Below are 17,225 nucleotides of genomic sequence, written 5' to 3'. Positions count from 1 at the left end.
GTCAAGGGGAGTCCATGTGTGTCATGCAGAATCTCACCATTTCGAGAAAATTTGATGACAAATTTTCTCTTTTGACTCTCGATATTTGCGTTGGTTTGCCAATAACGGGAGTTTTTTAGACCGTTTTCACAAATCCTGTGTCCGAACCGAACGAAAATCAAGAGTGGCTCTTCTTAAAGGAAAAAGCCGCGCCGAAATTCTTTCCGACGGACACACCGTTTGCGTAAACGGTATAGCTCCAGCCAATGCAGGCACAGCCCTGCAGAATCTGACGGGAAAAATCCACACAGGATGCACGGATGAGCCATTGCAAAAGTTTATTCCCGCCGCCGAATTTGGGCCATCGTCGAAAATCCGATTTTCATTGAGCTAAATTTTTCTTGCGGGCTTTTCAAAATGGTCTTCCGAAGCTGCCAGTTCGATAGCAGGCCGGAAATATCCGATCTGGAATCGGAGGGCTGCTACAAGGCTTGACGAGAGGAGCTGGGGGCCTTAATTATCAGCATCAGAACCTTCATACAGAGAAATAAAACACGAGAAACCGGGACGGCTCTTCTGAGACAAGGCCGCTCCACTGGACAGAAAGCACGCAACGTAGAAGGATCGAAATTATGCGCCGTACCTCAAGCATCATGAATTTCCCGGATTTTCGTGGATTTACACGAAAGCTCATCCTGTGGAACTTGGGTATTTTCTTTGGTCTGTTGCTTCTGAAAGAGGTTTCCCCTCTTGTGTACATACAGATCTCCTCCTGGATTGTGTTGAATCCAATGCGGGTTTTGCAGGGGTGGATCTGGCAGCTTTTGACATACAGCTTTATTCATTCAGGAATTCTGGGGACCGCATTGGAACTGCTCTCTCTCTGGTTTCTAGGGAGCTTTCTTGAATCCAGCTACGGTCCGCGCTGGCTGGCTCAGCTCTATTTCGTCTCTGTAGTTGGTGCCGGATTAGCTGCCGTAATTCTATGGGGTCCGCTGCATGGCAGCGTATACCTGACAGGGGCTTTTGGCGGCATCTTTGGGCTTCTGGTTGCGTTTGGTGTACTGCATGGGGATATGGAGTTCATGATGTTTCCCTTCCCTGTGCTGATTAAGGCAAAGTACCTGACGATGGTCTATCTGTTGATCGCGACTGCAGGATTTTTCCTACAGGACAAGCTATTTGCTATTTCGCAGCTTGGTGGTGCGCTCACCGGTTATCTTTACGTGCGGTTTGCCTCGCGCAGGGGCGTTGGCGCTGGCTTTAGCGAGTGGTATTACGGTTTGCGGAATAACTACTATCGCTGGAAACGGCGTCGCGCAGCACGGAAGTTTGAGGTCTATATGCGGAAGCAGAATCGCGATGTTCATTTCGATAGCGAAGGCCGCTATATCGATCCGGATCGTCGTGGCAATGACCCGAATGACCGCGGATGGATGAATTAAAAACAGCTGAGAGCCGGTCGGCTGGTAAAGCGGTCGGCTAAACTCCGGTCAGATGAAAGCTCTAGCGTCTTAGCATCTCGTCGATGCGGATAAATTCATAACCGCGCTGCCGCAAGTCTTTAATCAGGCTTGGAAGCAGCATGAACATCTTGTCTTTGCGGTCAGCTCCAAGATGGATCAGCAGAATATATCCGTTCAATCCGTGCGGATCTTTTTTCTCGTAGTTGAGAATTCCCTCGTAGATTGTCTGTGAGGAGACGAAGCCGCGCTGACTTTCCGGCATGTAATCACGATTGGAACCACTGCCAGGAGAAAAGTTGAACATCTGGATGTTCATCTCCGATGCCCATTTCGCCTGCTCGTGATTAAACCACTCGTAGGGGGGAATAAAGTAGATGCCTCCCGGGAAGGTAGCCCCAAGAGCTCTAAGATCGTCCAGGTTCTTGCGGAGATCCTGCTTAAACTGCTCTTCGGTGATGAGGGTTTGTTGCCGATTGTCCCAGGAGCAGTACAGCGGATGTTGATCGGAGTGCGGTCCGACGTAATGTCCTTCTTTTATGGCTCGTTGGAGGAGAGGCCGGTATTCCTGCTTTCGCAAATAGCCCCCAGTGACAAAAAAGCCTGCTTTGACATGGAGAGATTGCAGCGTGTCGAGTATCGGCTCCGTTCCCTCTCCGTAATCCCCGCCGGTAAAGATCAATGCGATTTTCTTTTGGGACAAATCTCCGCGAACAATAGCTCCTTCGTCCCAGGTAAAACGAGATACCTCGTTCTGTAACGCATGTGAACTGTAGCTGCCACATGGCAAGACCGCGAAGGCAACTGTCATCAGCAATACACATAGGCGGGGATGTATGAACCGCAAAGCTGTCATTGCCATGCGGAAGAAAGATCTTCGGTGTTGAAGAGTATTTTGCGTGCCGGTATCTACAGAGCGACAAGGATTCTCCATGCTTCCCTCGCTAGCGCATTTTCGCTTTCACTGTAAACCCTGAACAAATGACCGCGTGGCCGTTCCGTCGAAGAACGGCCACACTGCACTGATTTCCGCTGGACCATACTAAAAGCGAGAATGCTCTAAGGAGAATACATGCAGAAAAGCGGCCAGCAATTACCAGAAGTAGATTCTCTGGTTTTTGCTGACCGCCTTTTAGCTGCCCGGACCTTAGCTGCCCGATTTATAGCCGATCACTTCTTAGCTGCGTACCTTTATGTGCAGTTCGCGCAGTTGCTGTTCGCTGACTGGTGTTGGAGCATCCATGAGAAGGTCGATAGCCTTGGCTGTCTTCGGGAAGGCGATAACCTCGCGAAGGCTGGAAGCTCCTGCCAGGATCATGGCGATACGATCCACGCCGAGCGCGATTCCACCATGCGGCGGTGCTCCATACTCAAGGGTCTCAAGGAAGAAGCCGAAGCGCTCCTTCATCTCCTCGTCGCTCATACCGAGCGCGGAGAAGATCTGGCGCTGGATATCCTGGCGATGGATACGAATCGATCCTGAGCCCAATTCCGTGCCATTAAGCACTACGTCATAAGCCAGAGCGCGAACCATTCCGGGATCACTGGTCATCTTGCCTGCCTTGAGGTCATCCTCATGCGGCGAAGTGAAGGGGTGATGCGCGAAGGTCCACTGCTTTGTTTCGTCGTCCCACTCGAAGAACGGGAAGTCCGTAACCCAAAGGAACTTGTAATCCTCGGCCGTTCCCTTTTTCTCAAAGGCCTTGTGGCGATCGGCAAACTTCTGTGCCAGAGCCAGGCGAACCTGCCCTGCCATCTCGAAGACTTCGCGTTCAATGGATGAAAGCACCAGAGTGGCGGGAGGTACGGGCCGAGGTTCCGTAGAGGAGGCTTTACCAACCAGAACGATCAGATCACCTGCTGCTGCTCCGGTAAGTTCACGGATCTTGGCAACGGCTTCAGGGAAGGACTTTTCAAGACGTTTGAAGTCGTCCAGAACCTTCACTTCCAGGTCGGTCATCTTCTGCGGGTAGAGTTGTCGCAGATCGTCACGCTCCTTGCGCGAAAGATCTCCGACATTGGGAATGTGTACCGCTACCAGAGGAAGGCTCTTGTCCAGAGCCAGACTCTCCAACTGTTCGGGAGTAAAGGCTGCATGGATTTCGGTCATCGCCGGTAAACGCAGATCTGGCTTGTCGATACCGTAAAGCCGGATTGCTTCGTCGAAGGTCATACGTGGGAACGGGATTTCCAGTTCGATTCCCGCAACATGGAAGGAGGCCTTCAGAAAGCCTTCAACGATCCTGTGAATGGTTTCCTGCTGCGGAAAAGTCATTTCCAGATCGATCTGGGTGAACTCCGGCTGGCGGTCAGCACGAAGATCTTCATCGCGGAAACAGCGGGCGAGCTGGAAGTAGCGGTCGCATCCTGAGATCATCAGAATCTGTTTGAAGATCTGCGGAGACTGCGGCAGCGCATAAAAATTGCCAGGGTGAACGCGGCTGGGTACCAGATAATCGCGAGCGCCTTCCGGAGTTGAACGAGTCAAAATCGGGGTTTCGATTTCGAGGAAGCCTTCGCCGGAGAGATACTCACGGATCGCCATGGCCACCTTGTGACGCATAAGCAGGTTGGCCTGCATTTCGGCACGCCGCAAGTCGAGGAAGCGATACTTCAGGCGGACTTCTTCGTTCGAGATCGCGTCGTCTGCGGGCGAGAACGGAAGAGGTTTGGAGTCATTGAGCACCAGAACCTCATCGGCGACAATTTCAATTTCGCCGGTTTCCATTTTCGGGTTGATGACATCCTTGTCACGCATCCGCACTTTACCAATCGCGGCTACGACGTATTCCGGACGTATCTGTTCGCCCTTAGCGTGTGCATCCGGAGATTGATCTTTATCGAGGACAACCTGCGAGATGCCGCTACGGTCGCGGAGATCGAGAAAGATCAAATTACCGTGATCCCGGCGGCGGTTGACCCAGCCCATCAGAACTACGGATTGACCGGCGTGAGCGGCGCGCAATTGGCCGCACATATGTGTACGCTGCAGTGTGCCTAAAAAGTCCAGCAATGGAGTGCCTACTCTTCCTTAGTGGGTTTCGGGCCGAAGAGTCCGAATAAGCTCCGACTGAGCGACCTTGGTCTGCTCCCCGGAGGAGAAATCCTTTATTGTCAGCATACCGGAGGCGAGTTCGTCTTCTCCCAGGAGAAGAATCTTACGAGCCAGCTTGTTCCCAGTTTCGAAGGATTTCTTCAAACGGAACGAACCATCTCCCAACTCGACTCTCAGGCCTTGACGCCGAAGTTCTCTCGCCAACTTCAATGCAGGAGCATTCGTGGCTTCTCCCATGGGCGCAATGTAAACATCGGCAAGGGAGGCCTGCGCTTGCTGCTGCGCTTCCAACGTTAATATCAAACGATCCGCACCCATGGCAAAACCAATTCCGGGAGCCTTGGGGCCGCCGATTGCTTCACTGAGGCCGTCATATCTGCCACCGCCCAGCAGAGCATTCTGCGCTCCTAAACCGCCATGTGTGAACTCGAAGGTAGTGCGGGTGTAATAGTCGAGGCCACGAACCAGCCGGTAATCCTGCACATAAGGAACTCCTGCGGCATCGAGCGCAGCGCAGACAGCGGCAAAGTGAGATTTCGATGCTTCGTCCAGCGAATCTGCGATTTTGGGCAGGGTTTCGATAATTGGCTGATCTTCCGGGACCTTGCAATCGAGCACGCGTAGAGGATTCGTTTCAGCACGGCGCTGGCAATCCGGGCACATCTGTCCTACAACCGGCTTCAATGCTTCCCGCAGTATGGCAACGTAACGCGGCCTGTCGGTTGAAGAGCCTACGGAGTTCAGCTTCAACTGCCAACCGGTGATACCAAGCTCATCGAGCAGCGTGGCCAGCATTTCCAGCACTTCGGCATCGCGCAAAGGAGATTCCGATCCGGAGCTGGTTGGTCCAATGACCTCGGCCCCAATCTGAAAGAACTGGCGGTAACGGCCCTTCTGCGGACGTTCGCGACGGAACTGAGGGCCGATATAGTAAAGCTTTTGCAATTGGCCGGTTTCGCCCAATTTGTGCTCGATATACGCACGAACTACCCCGGCCGTGTTCTCGGGGCGAAGTGTCAGGGATTGTGCTTTTTCCGATTGAGCTCTAGGCCGATCTTCCCAGGTGTACATCTCTTTCGAGACGATATCGGTCTCTTCGCCTACTCCGCGGGCAAAGAGTTGGGTTTCTTCAAAGATCGGAGTGCGAATCTCCCCGAAGTTATAGCGCGCAAAGACCGCACGTGCGGTCGCTTCCATCTTGTTCCAAAGTTCGGTTTCGGGCGGCAGCAGGTCGCGGGTGCCGCGTACAGCTTTCAAAGTACTCATGAGGCTTAGGCCTTGATCATCCTTCTTTTTAGAATACAAGGCTTCTACGGGGCATCAACTCTTCCGATGAAACCAACGAGGCCTTGACTGTTTCGTCAGCCATGCACGGAGTCCGAGTTTTACAGGACTTCTGTTTGACGTGCCATTTGTGAATTCTTAAGGAAGTTCTTGTTTTTCGAGACCCTGCAGCCAGAGTTCGAGGTGTATCAGTACCTGATCGAATTGAGCTCGGCATCCATGCTCCTCTCCTGCAATCACTTCCAGACGAGAGCCTTGCGGCAGCTGCGGGAGTGCCTCTCGTCCAGTAGCCAAGAGTGTTTGTTCCTCCCAGCCGGAATCGCCATAGATCAGCAGGATGGGACAGTGCAGAGCGGCCAGAATGTTCTTCTGGTCGAAGGTCGCGAAGTCATCGAGAGTTTGCTGAGTAATCAGGCACTCTGTCCGCCCTCGCCGATCGACTGGGTAATGCATCATTCCTGTGGAGCGTAATTCCTCAAGCTGGCTTATGGAGAAATACTCTTCCCATCGATAGTGCACCGCATTCAGTGCAGCTCCGATCAGAATCATGGTGTCGGGCTGGAGGTCAGCGCAAGAGAGGCAGATACGGGCGCCTAGACTGTTTCCCAACAGTGCCAGCTGCTGATAATTCTTTGTCCGCGTGAAATTGACGATGGTGCGTAGATCTTCGATTTCTCGTTCTACCGTTAGCGGAGCATCATCGCTCTCTCCGCATCCGGAAAAGTCAAAAGCCAGCGTTGACCATCCGAGCCGGTTTGCAATTTCTGCAAGTCTGGGAAAGCGGCCGTGAGCATCTTTATCGCTCGTGAAGCCGTGCGCCAGTATCAGAATCTTGCTTCCCGGGACACGGTTGAGAATGCCTCGTAAGGTAAGCCCACGCGGATTGAGCAAGGAAACTGCTTCTTGAGGCGGAATTGTTGCAACAACGTTTTGTTGCATGGCCAGTAGATCCGATTGCCCTTACGAGTACTGCTCTTTTTTGTAAAGCTCAAGATAATCAAGGTAGTTCTTTGCGTATTGGAGGATCATCTCTCGATCTTTGTCTTCCAATTTGCGCCGTATTTTCCCTGGTACTCCGGCGACTAAGGAGCGAGGCGGGATGACTGCATTCTCCGGAATCACTGATCCGGCAGCAATGATGGAACCTTCTCCGATGCGGGCATTATTCAAGATGGTAGCTCCCATACCAATCAGGCAGGCATCTTCGATCACGCAGCCGTGAACAGTGGCATTGTGTCCAATTGTTACCCAATCCCCAACGGTGACCGGATAGACATAGCGCATTCCATGCAAAACGGCACAATCCTGAACATTGGAATTCGACCCAATGCGGATTGAGTTCACGTCCCCTCGCACGACAGCGTTCATCCAGACACTTGATCGTTCTCCCAGAACAACATCCCCTAAAACTTGCGCCGAAAGATCGATATAGCAGCTTTCCGGGATGGAGGGAGTGATTCCTTGGTATGAGCGGATCATGAGAGAATTGCATCCTTTCTTGTGCAGAGATGGCCGCATCTTGTTGTCTGATAGAGATTTTTTATGACAGAAGGGCAAAATGGAGGTCGCTTCCTGAATAAAAGTAGTCGCTTCAGTCTCTTTTACCTTGACGAGCCGTCCGAAGATTACCGTATCCTAGTTGAAGCCCTTTTGGGACGTCTGGAGGTGTAGTTCTTTTGGCAGAGGTTCGAATTCAGGAAGGCGAACCGTTAGAGAATGCGTTGCGCCGCTTTAAGCGGAAGGTACAGCAGGAGGACATCATCAAGGAAGTTAAGCGTCACTCCTTCTACCTGAAGCCAGGCGAAAAGAAGCGCGTCAAGGAAGCGCTCGCACGTAAACGGAATCGCAAAAAGGCTCGTAAAGAGCAGGACTAACCTCTCGACCCCGGTTCTTCCAGATGCTTTGGAAAGACCGGGGTGAGTCAGACAAAATTCATAATAAAAATAACCTGCAGTATCGGTTGTCCTGTTCAGGATGGCCATCGTGATTTTCCAGAACAGCGGGAAATGACTCTATATGTATGCCGCTCCTCTTTGCGGCCGGGCCCCTTTAGAAAAAATTCAAATTCAAAGCTAGAGAAGCAGGACAGTTCTGCGAGCATTTTCCCCTCGGATTGCGTTCTTTCTCCCGCCGCAGCTGGTCCCGCTATGGGGAAAACAGGCCATGGAATTCGTCGATAAGATCCTGAAATGCGTGGACTGCGGAAATGATTTCGTCTTTACCGCCGGCGAACAGATCTTCTTTCACGATAAGCAATTCAAAAACGACCCAAAACGATGCAAGCAATGCAAGGCAAAGCGCGCGAATGGATCTTCAGGGACAGTTCGTTCTGAGACGAAAACCATTTGCTCGGCCTGTGGGGCAGAGACGACTGTGCCGTTCAAACCGACGCAGGGGCGGCCTGTGCTTTGCCGACAGTGCTTTCAGCAAAAGCGGCCACCGGCCGCCGCAGTAGCGCCTTAGGTTTGGAGATTAGAGCATTTCCCGCATAGGTATAGGCTCGCCAGCAATACAGAGGTGCAGCTTTCTTTGCGGAAAGCTGCGTATGATTTTGTGACCTGGTCTACATCTTTGCGGGAAATGCTCTAGCTCCCCGTAGAGGCAGCAGGTTCTTCTTCAGCCCGACGGCGGCTCTTTATCTCGGGAATTGCCCGGGTGGCATGTTTGCGTTTTTTGTCTTCGTGGGAGACTAGAAGGGCTTCGATCTGTAGCAGCAGGTCTGGTGTGTTCATCGGCTTGACCAGCATCTGGTCGGCGCCTTGTTCCTGCCAGTCGGTCCCGGAGAGTGGGAAAGCTGTCAGAAGTGCTACAGCAGGCTGATACGGAGCCCGTTTGGCTGCCTGCATGACTTCTACTCCCGATCTTTCATTTTCCATCCGCATGTCTGTAATAACCATGTGGTAGGTGCCTGTCTTCAGTCGCACCTTGGCTTCCCGTGCAGATGCAGCGGTGTCTACCTCAAATCCGTGGATCTCAAGGACAGCCTTGAGTGTTAACAAAATCGTCAACTCATCGTCGACAAGCAAAATACGACGTTTCATGGATTGCCTCCGGTGCAGTTACGGGACGTTGAGCAGGCAACATCGGCTTGGGCGTGCATGGTGAGCTGATGCGAGCGTTGCAGGGGAACTTTTACACAAGCTGGGGAAGCGGGCAACCGATAGCGTGAAGCGCGAAAAGCGTTCCCCATTGGTAAACTCAACTTGATGGCAGGATATCACGTCGAGAACTTCGGATGCAGGGCTCAGAGAGCCGATGGCGAGGCTATTGCTGCCGATCTCTGCCGTCGTGGTTTTGTGCCTGCTTCCAGCCCGGAAGCAGCAGATCTGCTCATCGTAAATACCTGCAGCGTAACGGCGGAAGCTGACCGGATGGCCCGCGCTTTTCTGCGTCGCGCACGCCGTCGGAATCCCGAAGCACGTGTCATTGTCACAGGCTGCTATGCTCAGCGGGCGCCGGAAGAATTGGCGCGATTGGAAGGGGTAAGTGCCGTCATCGGGAATAGTCACAAGGCGCTCCTGGCTGAGATTGCCACGACCTCTTCTTCCATGGTTCCTATAACCGCAATTGCGAGTGCAGGCGGAGGCCGGTCCGCGCCGATATGGGCAGATGATAGCTTCGCCCATTCCGATCTGGCGATCGTAGAGTTGGGGAGGTCCGACCAGACACGTCCGAACCTTAAGGTGCAGGATGGTTGTTCAAATCGCTGTTCCTTCTGCATTATTCCGACGACCCGTGGAGCAAGCCGTTCGCATTCCCTCGAAATGGTGCTGGCCCAGGTGCAGGATTTCGTGGAGAGCGGCGGACAGGAGCTTGTGCTTTCCGGTATCAATCTTGGCCGCTGGGGGCGGGATTTGGAGCCTGGTCTTCATTTGGAAGATCTTGTTCGGGCCATTATGGAACGTACTTCACTGCCACGCTTGCGGCTTAGTTCGATTGAGCCTATGGACTGGTCCGCCAATCTACTCACACTCTTCAACGAATACAGCCGAGAGTCTACGTCGTCGAGATTGGCCCGCCATGCTCACCTTCCACTGCAATCCGGATCGGACACCATCCTTCGTGCGATGCACCGGCGATATAGGCCTTGGCACTATGCGGAAAAGGTAGAGGCTATTCATGCCAGCATTCCCAAGGCCGCGATTGGTGCCGATGTGATGGTTGGTTTTCCTGGGGAAACGGAGACTCTCTTTCGTGAGAGCTACGCCTTTATCGCCCGTCTGCCCTTTACTTATTTGCACCTCTTTCCTTTTTCAGCTCGTCCTGGAACAAAGGCGTGGCAGCTACATCAATCTGCTGCTGTTCCGACACCCGTTGTACAAGAGAGGATGAGCGCTTTACGCGGCCTCATTGCAGAAAAGAATCTGGCATTTCGAAAGACATTTCTGGGGGAAGAACTTTCCTGCCTAACTTTGCATACGGCTCCGGAACTTGCATCTCAGGGCCGGACCGAGGCTTTAACGGACAACTTCTTGCGGGTTGAGCTGCCAGAGCTCCTTTCTTCGAACCGTCCCATAGTGGCCCGCATCCAATCAATTATCCCGAGCGGCCTCTCTGGGCGAGCAGTATAGCGCGGATGATCCTCAAAAATTGCTGCGACCAATGCTATACTCTCAGGGCGAAGCGCCCGCCTAGAAGTGCCCGCTTCGCGATTGTGGAGGAGAATCATCGATAAGCGTTCGGCCAAGCAGTTCATTCGCATTAATGAGAGAATCCGCGTACGTGAAGTGCGCGTTATTGACGAAAAGGGAGAGCAGTTGGGTATTCTCCCCCCGTTTGAGGCCTTAAAGATCGCCCGAGAGCGTGGTTTGGATCTGGTAGAGGTTTCCCCAAACGCGGTGCCTCCAGTTTGCCGTATTCAGGATTACGGTAAATTTCTCTACGAAAAAGACAAAAGTGAACGCGCTGCTCGTAAGAAGCAGAAGGTTATCACCATCAAGGAAGTCAAATTCTCCGTCACAGTGGATGAGCACGACTACCAGACGAAGAAGAATCAGGCAGTTCGCTTCCTGAACGATGGCGACAAGGTGAAGGCCTCGCTCCGTTTTAAGGGACGGCAGATGGCCCATCGCGACCTTGGCTATAACATCGTCAATCGCCTGATTAAAGACATAGGCGATGCGGGTGTTGTGGAGTTCATGCCTCGCATGGAAGGCAATACTTTGCATGCGATTATTGCGCCGGGAAAGAAAGCCGAGGCTCCCAAGCCGAAACCCGCGCAAGTTGCCCCTCAACAAGCCCCAGCCGAAGCTCCTAAATCAGCTACTCCAGTGCAGTAGTTGGAAAGACCTGCTTCATACGGCCAAACCCGGCGTTTCCGCGTTCGGGAAGCGGCCGTATGGATCATTTATCGACCGAGATTCGATAAGGACAGGCATGTCTCCCGTGGCCTTCCGCGTGGGTCAGTGTCTTGCCATAAGGGGCGAATCTTGAGCTTCGATTAGGAGAATCAAGCTTCCTGCCTTATACTGAGAAATGTCGTGTTGACGCGACTTCGCGTCAGTGTGCGACATGTAACTCGTTACGATCCGAGAACAAAATGCCTAAGTTAAAGACACATAGCGGCGCCTCAAAGCGCTTCAAGAAGACTGGCACCGGCAAGATCAAGCGTGGCCAGACCAAGATGCGCCACATCCTTACGTCGAAGGAAACCAAAACCAAGCGGAAGCTTCGTGCAATCACGCTGGTTTCGGATGCCGACCACGCGAAGGTGTCCCGCATGATCCCTTACGCCTGATCCATCCTCAAGATGAGGGCCGCGCTCAAGCGTTGCGCATAGGCCCCCGGCTCAGAAACTGCAGCCGAGAGAACAGGTGAGTAAAGCGAGTGAAGAGGTTCAGCATAAGCATTTCTGCTTATGCCTCCTGCCTCCAGCCGCGAAACGAAAGACGCAAAGGAGAACCAAGCAATGCCCCGCGTAAAACGTGGAACGAAACGTAGTGACCGCCGTAAGAAGATTCTGAAAAGGGCGAGTGGCTACTTCCTAACGAAATCAAAGCTTTATCAAGCTGCGCAGGAAGCTGTTGAGCGTGGCCTTAAGTTTGCCTACATTGGCCGCCGCCAGAAGAAGCGCCAGTTCCGTTCTTTGTGGATTGTGCGTATCAGCGCTGCTGCCAAGCTGAACGGCACAAGCTACTCTCAGCTGATCAACGGCCTCAAGAAGGCTGGCATCGAGCTGGATCGCAAGATCCTGGCCGACGTTGCAGTGAACGATCCTCAGGGCTTTACCTCCCTTGTCAATCAGGCAAAGGCTGCTCTCGCGAATCCGGCTGCATAACGTTTCAAGATAGTTTTCGAAAAAGGGCACTCCATCGGAGTGCCCTTTTTCATTCTTAGCTCGATCAGAGCATTTCCCGAAAAGATGTAGACCAAAACAATAGGAGTTGGCGCGGCTTTCCGCCAAAGAAAGCCGCTCTTCCCGTTACGTGGAAAGTTCACAGTATTTCGGGAAATGCCCTAAAAGTTGCTCTGTGGGGTCGGTGCGTTCTGCTGAATAAGGTACTTTGTCTGAAACTCCTGTTTACTCGAGAGCTTCGCGGAATGCATTTGGGAATCGTATAGAAATGGCACAACCCGGTTACCATTCGTATTTCTCTATACACCTTTCGTTGTAATCAGGCCCTGTTTCTTGCCGAAAATTGCCACATGAAGTGTGCAGTGTCCTGGGCTTGGGAGGTCGGAAACCTAAGAAAACAGGGAGAGATGCCATGAGAGTTGGCAGTTCTGCATTACGAGCAGACTATGCAAAGTTGGTAATCGCGTCGAAACGAAGTGATCAACAACGGGATCCCCTCAAAGAGCGGCGCGTAGTGTGCCCCATTCAGTTCGAAGAAGATAGCGATTCCGAGGACGAATCCAAAGATCAGTCCCCGGATACCTTCGCGGACTACATCGTAGAGTTGCATTCATAAAAATCTGGAGCCTGGGATCGTGTCTGTTCTCCAGGCAACATTCTCAGTACCGAAATGAATTCTTAGGGCCTGCTAATTGAGTTTCGGGAAGAATTGCCAATAAATTGCATGCAGAATTTCAGAGTTTCGCCAAGAAATTGGTAGGAACGAAACGATCCTGCTTTAAGCAGTGTCCCCGGCGGCTTGGTAGGCAGGAATTGGGCGTTTTCACATTCGGTTTTGTCTGATGCTCCACTTCAGGGAGCGTCGACTGCGGTAAAACCAAATTTCGGATCAACGTGAAAGCGCATAGGAGGGGAGTCTATGCAGGTAAGTGGCGTTGATGCTCTATCTTCGGTTTCTGCACAGCAGTCTTTGTTGCAGGAGATGGGGACGACGAAGTTGTCATATCAGGTCAAAGTTGAAGGCGATAGCCGGAATGCGTTTATCGAACAGAATTCGGAGCGCTACCGTGGTTATGTTTCCGGAATAGCAGGCCTTTCTGCCATTGGGCAAAGCCTGATTGCTGCGGAGATTAATCTGACGGCTAAAATCGTCAGCGTTTATGCCTGAATTTCAGTGCAATTCTTGAGGATTTCGGGAGTCTTCCCCGGACTTCGCATCGAGCGTATGTCGGAAGTCTTGCCCCGCTTTGATTTATCCTCAATAGGAATATGTCGCAAGACCAAATTCCTTCTCTATCGGGTTATGACGACGCTTCTCTCGACCAGGCCTTCGGAGCGTTAACCGCTCAGGTAGAGGCTTCAGCCAGCGCATTGGCCGATGCCGCGGCCGTAGAGCAGTTTCGTCTGGAATGGCTGGGGCGCAAACAGGGACGTTTGAAGCTCATTAGCGACGCTTGGCTTAAGCCAGCGCCTCCCACTGCAAAGAAGCAGCTCGGCCAGCGCTTTAATGTTCTCAAGGTGCAGGTCGAAGAACTGCTGGAGCGCGCCTCTGCAAGCGGTCCCAGCGATGCTGCGCTTGCTGCGGAAGCCATCGATATCACCCTTCCCGGTACTCGCCGACTGCTAGGTGCCGAGCATCCGATCACGCGCACGATGAACGAGATTGTGTCGGTCTTTCAATCCATGGGCTTCTCCGTCGGAGTAGGTCCGGAAGTTGAAACCGACTACTACAATTTCGAATCGCTTAACTTTCCGCCGAACCATCCGGCTCGCGACACTCAGGACACACTGGTGGTTGCGAATCAGGAGCGGCGTCCTCTCCGTGAGCGCCTGCTGATGCGGACCCACACCTCGCCGGTGCAGATTCGTACGATGGAGCAACAGCCTCCACCGGTCCGGATTGTGATTCCGGGCAAGGTTCACCGCAATGATGCTGCGGATGCCACGCACTCGCCAATCTTTCACCAGGTGGAAGGGCTTTGTGTCGATACCAACATCACCTTCAGCGATCTGAAGGGCACGCTGAATCATGCGATGAAGGCTTTCTTCGGCTCCAGCGTGAAGACGCGTTTCTTCCCGTCCTTCTTCCCCTTTACGGAACCAAGCGCCGACGTGCAGATCAGCTGCATCTTTTGCGGGGGCAAGGGATGCCGCAAATGCAAGTTCTCGGGATGGATCGAGTTGTTGGGATGCGGCATGGTAGATCCCGCTGTCTTCGCCTTCGCGCAGCAGAAGCAGCCAGCCTACGATCCCAAAAAGATTAGCGGTTTCGCCTTCGGTATGGGCGTAGAACGCATTGCCATGATGAAGTACGGCATCAGCGATATCGGACAGTTCTATTCGGGAGATATGAGGTTTCTGGAACAATTCAGCTGATAAGGCGGTCAGCTGAAAACCTGTCGGCTAAAGTCCGGTCGGCTAAGAACCGGTCAGCAAAAGGCAGCAAGCAGAATGAAGACGAAGCATTTTCGGGATTTGCAGGTTTGGCAGAAATCAATGCAAGTGGCTCGTGAGGTTTATGCTGTGACCGCGAGCTTTCCGAAAACTGAAATCTTCGGATTGACCAGCCAAATGAGAAGAAGCGCTGTTTCGGTGCCCAGCAATATTGCAGAGGGGCATGGACGTCTCTCAGATAGTGCTTTTGCCGTCTTTCTTGGTCATGCACGTGGATCGCTCTCTGAATTAGAAACACAGATTATTTTGGCGGCGGATTTGAAATATTTGGATCCAACGCGGGGAAACGAAATGATTGAGCAATGTGAAGAAGTAGCAAGAATGCTCAATGCGTTTCTCAATACTTTGAATAGGAAACAAGCGCCTGAGACATAGGCGAGAAAGAAAATCAGCTAGCGTGGTTTTGGCTGACCGGTTCTTAGCCGACCGGACTTTAGCTGACCGCCTTTTAGCTGACCGTTGTACCAGCTGACATTTATGAAGATTCTGACCAATTGGCTCCGTTCCTATTTGCCGCCGCTTGCTGTGAGTGACCAGCAGCTGGCGGATGATCTGACCTTGCGCGGAATTGCCGTGGACGGAGTCTTTGCTCTGGGTGAGGGCAAGGGCTCGTTGTTTGAAATGGACGTCACCACCAATCGCGTCGACGCGATGAATCATTACGGTGTCGCCAGGGAAGCTGCAGCCATTTATGGAGCGGAGCTGAAGCCTCTGGAGACTGCGCTTCCGTCTGCACGTCCTGCTGCTAAGCCGTATCCTGTGCGGATCGAGGCTCCGGAGCTTTGCGGACGTTTCACCGCCCGAGTGCTGCGCGACGTGAAGATCGGGAATTCGAAAGGCGCATTGGCCGACTACTTCGGATTGCTGGAGCAAAAGCTCATCTCCAACGCAGTCGATGCAACAAATTATGTGTGGATGGCGATGGGCCAGCCGACACATGCCTACGATCTCGACAAACTCGAAGGCGGAATCGTTGTTCGCCGCGCCCACAAGGGAGAAAAACTCAAGACCCTCGACGGCGTGGAACGGACCCTCGATTTCAGTGATCTCGTTATTGCGGACGAAAAGAAGGCACTGGGGCTGGCCGGAGTCATGGGTGGGTGGGATTCCATGATTACGCCCGAGACCAAAAACATTCTGGTCGAGGCGGCCTGGTTTGATCCTGCCTGCGTTCGTCAAACTTCCCGTAGGCATGGATTGCATACCGATGCCTCCCATCGCTTCGAACGTGGAGCCGACTTCAACGCATCTCCCATTGGTTCGGCGCTCGTTTCCCTCCTGATTCTCGAAAATGGGGGATATGTAGAAGGGGAACTCGTCGACATCGTTATCCCCGAGGCCGAGACGCGTACGGCCAAGCGAGCTCCGGTAGCACTCGCAGTTGGCGAAGTGCAGCGCATATTGGGCACCACAACGGAGAAAGAGGGCATCACGGCAGAGATTATTGAGACCGTGCTCGCTGCATTAGGATGCTCCCTTACAAAACAAAGCAAGGACGCTTATACGGTGACCTTGCCCAGCTGGCGTCTGGATGTCGAACGTGAGATCGATTTAATCGAAGAGGTCGCTCGCGTTTACGGCTATAACCGCTTTGCCAATACCCTTCCTGCCTTCTCCGGCGCGGTGGTGCAGCTGCCTTGGGCGGAAAAGGAGACGGTGGTCCGCCGTACTCTGCTGGCTCTTGGGTTTAATGAGGCGATTTCCAGTACTTTCACATCGGCTACCGATGCAGTTACTTTCTCGCTGCAGAGTGCTCCTGCGGTTCCTCTCGGGAATCCTCTGAGTGAGGAAGCCGGTATGCTGCGGCCTTCTTTGGTGCCGGGCATGTTGACCATGTTGGCGGGTAATCTCAATCGCGATGTGGACGATGTGCGTCTCTTCGAGATGGGGACCATCTTTAGCGGCACAACGGAGCGCGTGGAAGAGCGGCCTTCTTTGGCAATTGGCATTGCCGGAGAACTTCCGGTTACGGGACCTCATCAAGGGGCTCGCGGCTTCGATCTCTACGATTTCAAAGGCGCGATCGAAGAGCTCTTCTCCCGTTTCTCATCAAAGTCTTTGTATTTCGACGCCTTCCCAGCAGATTCGGGATTGATGCCATCCTGGCTTCATCCCTTCCGTTCTGCTCGTGTAGTGCTTGATGGCACTACGATTGGATATTTCGGGCAACTACATCCGGCGGAAGCTTCGCGCCGGAAGTTGAAGCAGCAGGTGTTGGTTGGGGAATTCTCTCTGGAGCGTCTCTATCGCCAGACCTTGCGTCAACCGCTTGCAAAGGAGCTGTCTCGCTTCCAGCCGGTGCGCCGCGACTTCTCCCTGGTCTTCCCGGAAAAGATTCAGTGGGCACAGATAGCCGAGGCTCTTCAGTCATTGAGAATTGCAGAGATGATTGAGTACGCTCCCCGTGAGATCTTCCGGGACAAGCGTTTAGCCGCTGGCGAATACTCACTTTTGTTAGGTACAACTTTCCAATCGTCTGAAGCGACATTGCGGGAAGAACAGGTACAAACCTTCTCCGATCAAATTCTTTCGACTATGCAAAGCCTGGGTGGCAGACTGCGCTCTTAGTTGCTCCTATCTCCCTGCTCGACATTGAGGAAGCGATTCCCGAAATGTCGAGTAGTGGAAAAGAGGGATATAAGCAGTAAAGGCCAGCGCGTTGTAAGGGGCTTTTTTACAGGCAATAGTTGCTATA

General features: G+C 52.9%; 18 protein-coding genes. 12 read left to right on the top strand and 6 right to left on the bottom strand.

Translation table 11 applies throughout. The annotated features are described in order from the left end of the window. The first annotated feature begins 611 nt into the window (after window positions 1-611). Window positions 612-1,424: a rhomboid family intramembrane serine protease gene (locus AC6I7T_RS15305; RefSeq protein WP_497794358.1), complete on the top strand. Its 813-nt coding sequence runs from the start codon at window positions 612-614 to the stop codon at window positions 1,422-1,424. Window positions 1,425-1,485: 61 nt separating this feature from the next. On the opposite strand, the gene AC6I7T_RS15300 is transcribed toward AC6I7T_RS15305, so the two are convergent. The 5 genes from AC6I7T_RS15300 to AC6I7T_RS15280 all read right to left on the bottom strand — a co-directional run bounded on the left by AC6I7T_RS15300 (window position 1,486) and on the right by AC6I7T_RS15280 (window position 7,260). Then, on the bottom strand, window positions 1,486-2,376 hold the full coding sequence (locus AC6I7T_RS15300) for a polysaccharide deacetylase family protein (protein ID WP_497794357.1): 891 nt from the start codon (window positions 2,374-2,376) through the stop codon (window positions 1,486-1,488). A 243-nt stretch (window positions 2,377-2,619) separates the two neighbouring features. Beyond that, window positions 2,620-4,419 carry an aspartate--tRNA ligase gene (gene aspS / locus AC6I7T_RS15295; RefSeq protein WP_497794612.1) on the bottom strand — a complete coding sequence of 600 codons (1,800 nt, stop codon included), beginning with the start codon at window positions 4,417-4,419 and terminating at the stop codon, window positions 2,620-2,622. Window positions 4,420-4,473: 54 nt separating this feature from the next. Continuing rightward, a complete protein-coding gene (hisS, locus tag AC6I7T_RS15290) occupies window positions 4,474-5,763 on the bottom strand; it encodes a histidine--tRNA ligase (RefSeq protein ID WP_497794356.1) in 1,290 nt (429 codons plus the stop codon). A 156-nt stretch (window positions 5,764-5,919) separates the two neighbouring features. Next, window positions 5,920-6,720 (bottom strand): alpha/beta hydrolase, encoded by an 801-nt coding sequence (locus AC6I7T_RS15285; RefSeq protein WP_497794355.1) that lies wholly within the window; start codon window positions 6,718-6,720, stop codon window positions 5,920-5,922. Between the two features lie 21 nt (window positions 6,721-6,741). Continuing rightward, a complete protein-coding gene (locus AC6I7T_RS15280) occupies window positions 6,742-7,260 on the bottom strand; it encodes a gamma carbonic anhydrase family protein (protein ID WP_497794354.1) in 519 nt (172 codons plus the stop codon). Between the two features lie 197 nt (window positions 7,261-7,457). Here AC6I7T_RS15280 and rpsU point away from each other — a divergent pair, with 197 nt between their 5' ends. Together rpsU and AC6I7T_RS15270 are read left to right on the top strand one after the other, a co-directional pair. Next, window positions 7,458-7,655, top strand: a complete 198-nt coding sequence (gene rpsU, locus AC6I7T_RS15275; protein WP_497794353.1) for a 30S ribosomal protein S21 — start codon at window positions 7,458-7,460, stop codon at window positions 7,653-7,655. Window positions 7,656-7,944: 289 nt separating this feature from the next. After that, the gene (locus tag AC6I7T_RS15270) at window positions 7,945-8,244 is read left to right on the top strand and encodes a zinc-ribbon domain containing protein (RefSeq protein WP_497794352.1); all 300 of its coding nucleotides are present in this window, start codon (window positions 7,945-7,947) and stop codon (window positions 8,242-8,244) included. 122 nt (window positions 8,245-8,366) lie between these two features. Here the strand turns inward: AC6I7T_RS15270 and AC6I7T_RS15265 are convergent, their stop codons facing one another. Then, a complete protein-coding gene (locus AC6I7T_RS15265) occupies window positions 8,367-8,822 on the bottom strand; it encodes a response regulator (protein ID WP_497794351.1) in 456 nt (151 codons plus the stop codon). Window positions 8,823-8,987: 165 nt separating this feature from the next. On the opposite strand from AC6I7T_RS15265, the gene mtaB reads away from it, so the two are divergent. From mtaB to pheT, 9 genes are all read left to right on the top strand, one after another. Next, window positions 8,988-10,352, top strand: coding sequence for a tRNA (N(6)-L-threonylcarbamoyladenosine(37)-C(2))-methylthiotransferase MtaB (gene mtaB / locus AC6I7T_RS15260; protein ID WP_497794350.1), 1,365 nt, complete (start codon window positions 8,988-8,990; stop codon window positions 10,350-10,352). 66 nt (window positions 10,353-10,418) lie between these two features. After that, window positions 10,419-11,060 carry a translation initiation factor IF-3 gene (gene infC / locus AC6I7T_RS15255; protein ID WP_497794349.1) on the top strand — a complete coding sequence of 214 codons (642 nt, stop codon included), beginning with the start codon at window positions 10,419-10,421 and terminating at the stop codon, window positions 11,058-11,060. Window positions 11,061-11,320: 260 nt separating this feature from the next. Next, window positions 11,321-11,518 carry a 50S ribosomal protein L35 gene (gene rpmI / locus AC6I7T_RS15250; RefSeq protein WP_497794348.1) on the top strand — a complete coding sequence of 66 codons (198 nt, stop codon included), beginning with the start codon at window positions 11,321-11,323 and terminating at the stop codon, window positions 11,516-11,518. A 171-nt stretch (window positions 11,519-11,689) separates the two neighbouring features. After that, on the top strand, window positions 11,690-12,058 hold the full coding sequence (rplT, locus tag AC6I7T_RS15245; protein WP_497794347.1) for a 50S ribosomal protein L20: 369 nt from the start codon (window positions 11,690-11,692) through the stop codon (window positions 12,056-12,058). Between the two features lie 430 nt (window positions 12,059-12,488). After that, window positions 12,489-12,692 (top strand): hypothetical protein, encoded by a 204-nt coding sequence (locus AC6I7T_RS15240; RefSeq protein WP_497794346.1) that lies wholly within the window; start codon window positions 12,489-12,491, stop codon window positions 12,690-12,692. A gap of 303 nt (window positions 12,693-12,995) precedes the next feature. Beyond that, window positions 12,996-13,244 carry a hypothetical protein gene (locus AC6I7T_RS15235; RefSeq protein ID WP_497794345.1) on the top strand — a complete coding sequence of 83 codons (249 nt, stop codon included), beginning with the start codon at window positions 12,996-12,998 and terminating at the stop codon, window positions 13,242-13,244. Between the two features lie 101 nt (window positions 13,245-13,345). Then, window positions 13,346-14,452 (top strand): phenylalanine--tRNA ligase subunit alpha, encoded by a 1,107-nt coding sequence (gene pheS / locus AC6I7T_RS15230; protein ID WP_497794344.1) that lies wholly within the window; start codon window positions 13,346-13,348, stop codon window positions 14,450-14,452. Between the two features lie 75 nt (window positions 14,453-14,527). Continuing rightward, on the top strand, window positions 14,528-14,905 hold the full coding sequence (locus AC6I7T_RS15225; RefSeq protein ID WP_497794343.1) for a four helix bundle protein: 378 nt from the start codon (window positions 14,528-14,530) through the stop codon (window positions 14,903-14,905). A gap of 102 nt (window positions 14,906-15,007) precedes the next feature. Next, the gene (gene pheT / locus AC6I7T_RS15220) at window positions 15,008-17,098 is read left to right on the top strand and encodes a phenylalanine--tRNA ligase subunit beta (protein ID WP_497794342.1); all 2,091 of its coding nucleotides are present in this window, start codon (window positions 15,008-15,010) and stop codon (window positions 17,096-17,098) included. The last annotated feature ends 127 nt before the right edge of the window (window positions 17,099-17,225 follow it).

This window comes from Humiphilus diazotrophicus, assembly GCF_059726315.1.
The sequence above is the reverse complement of the archived record's forward strand: the minus strand, read 5'-3'. Positions and strand labels throughout refer to the sequence as shown.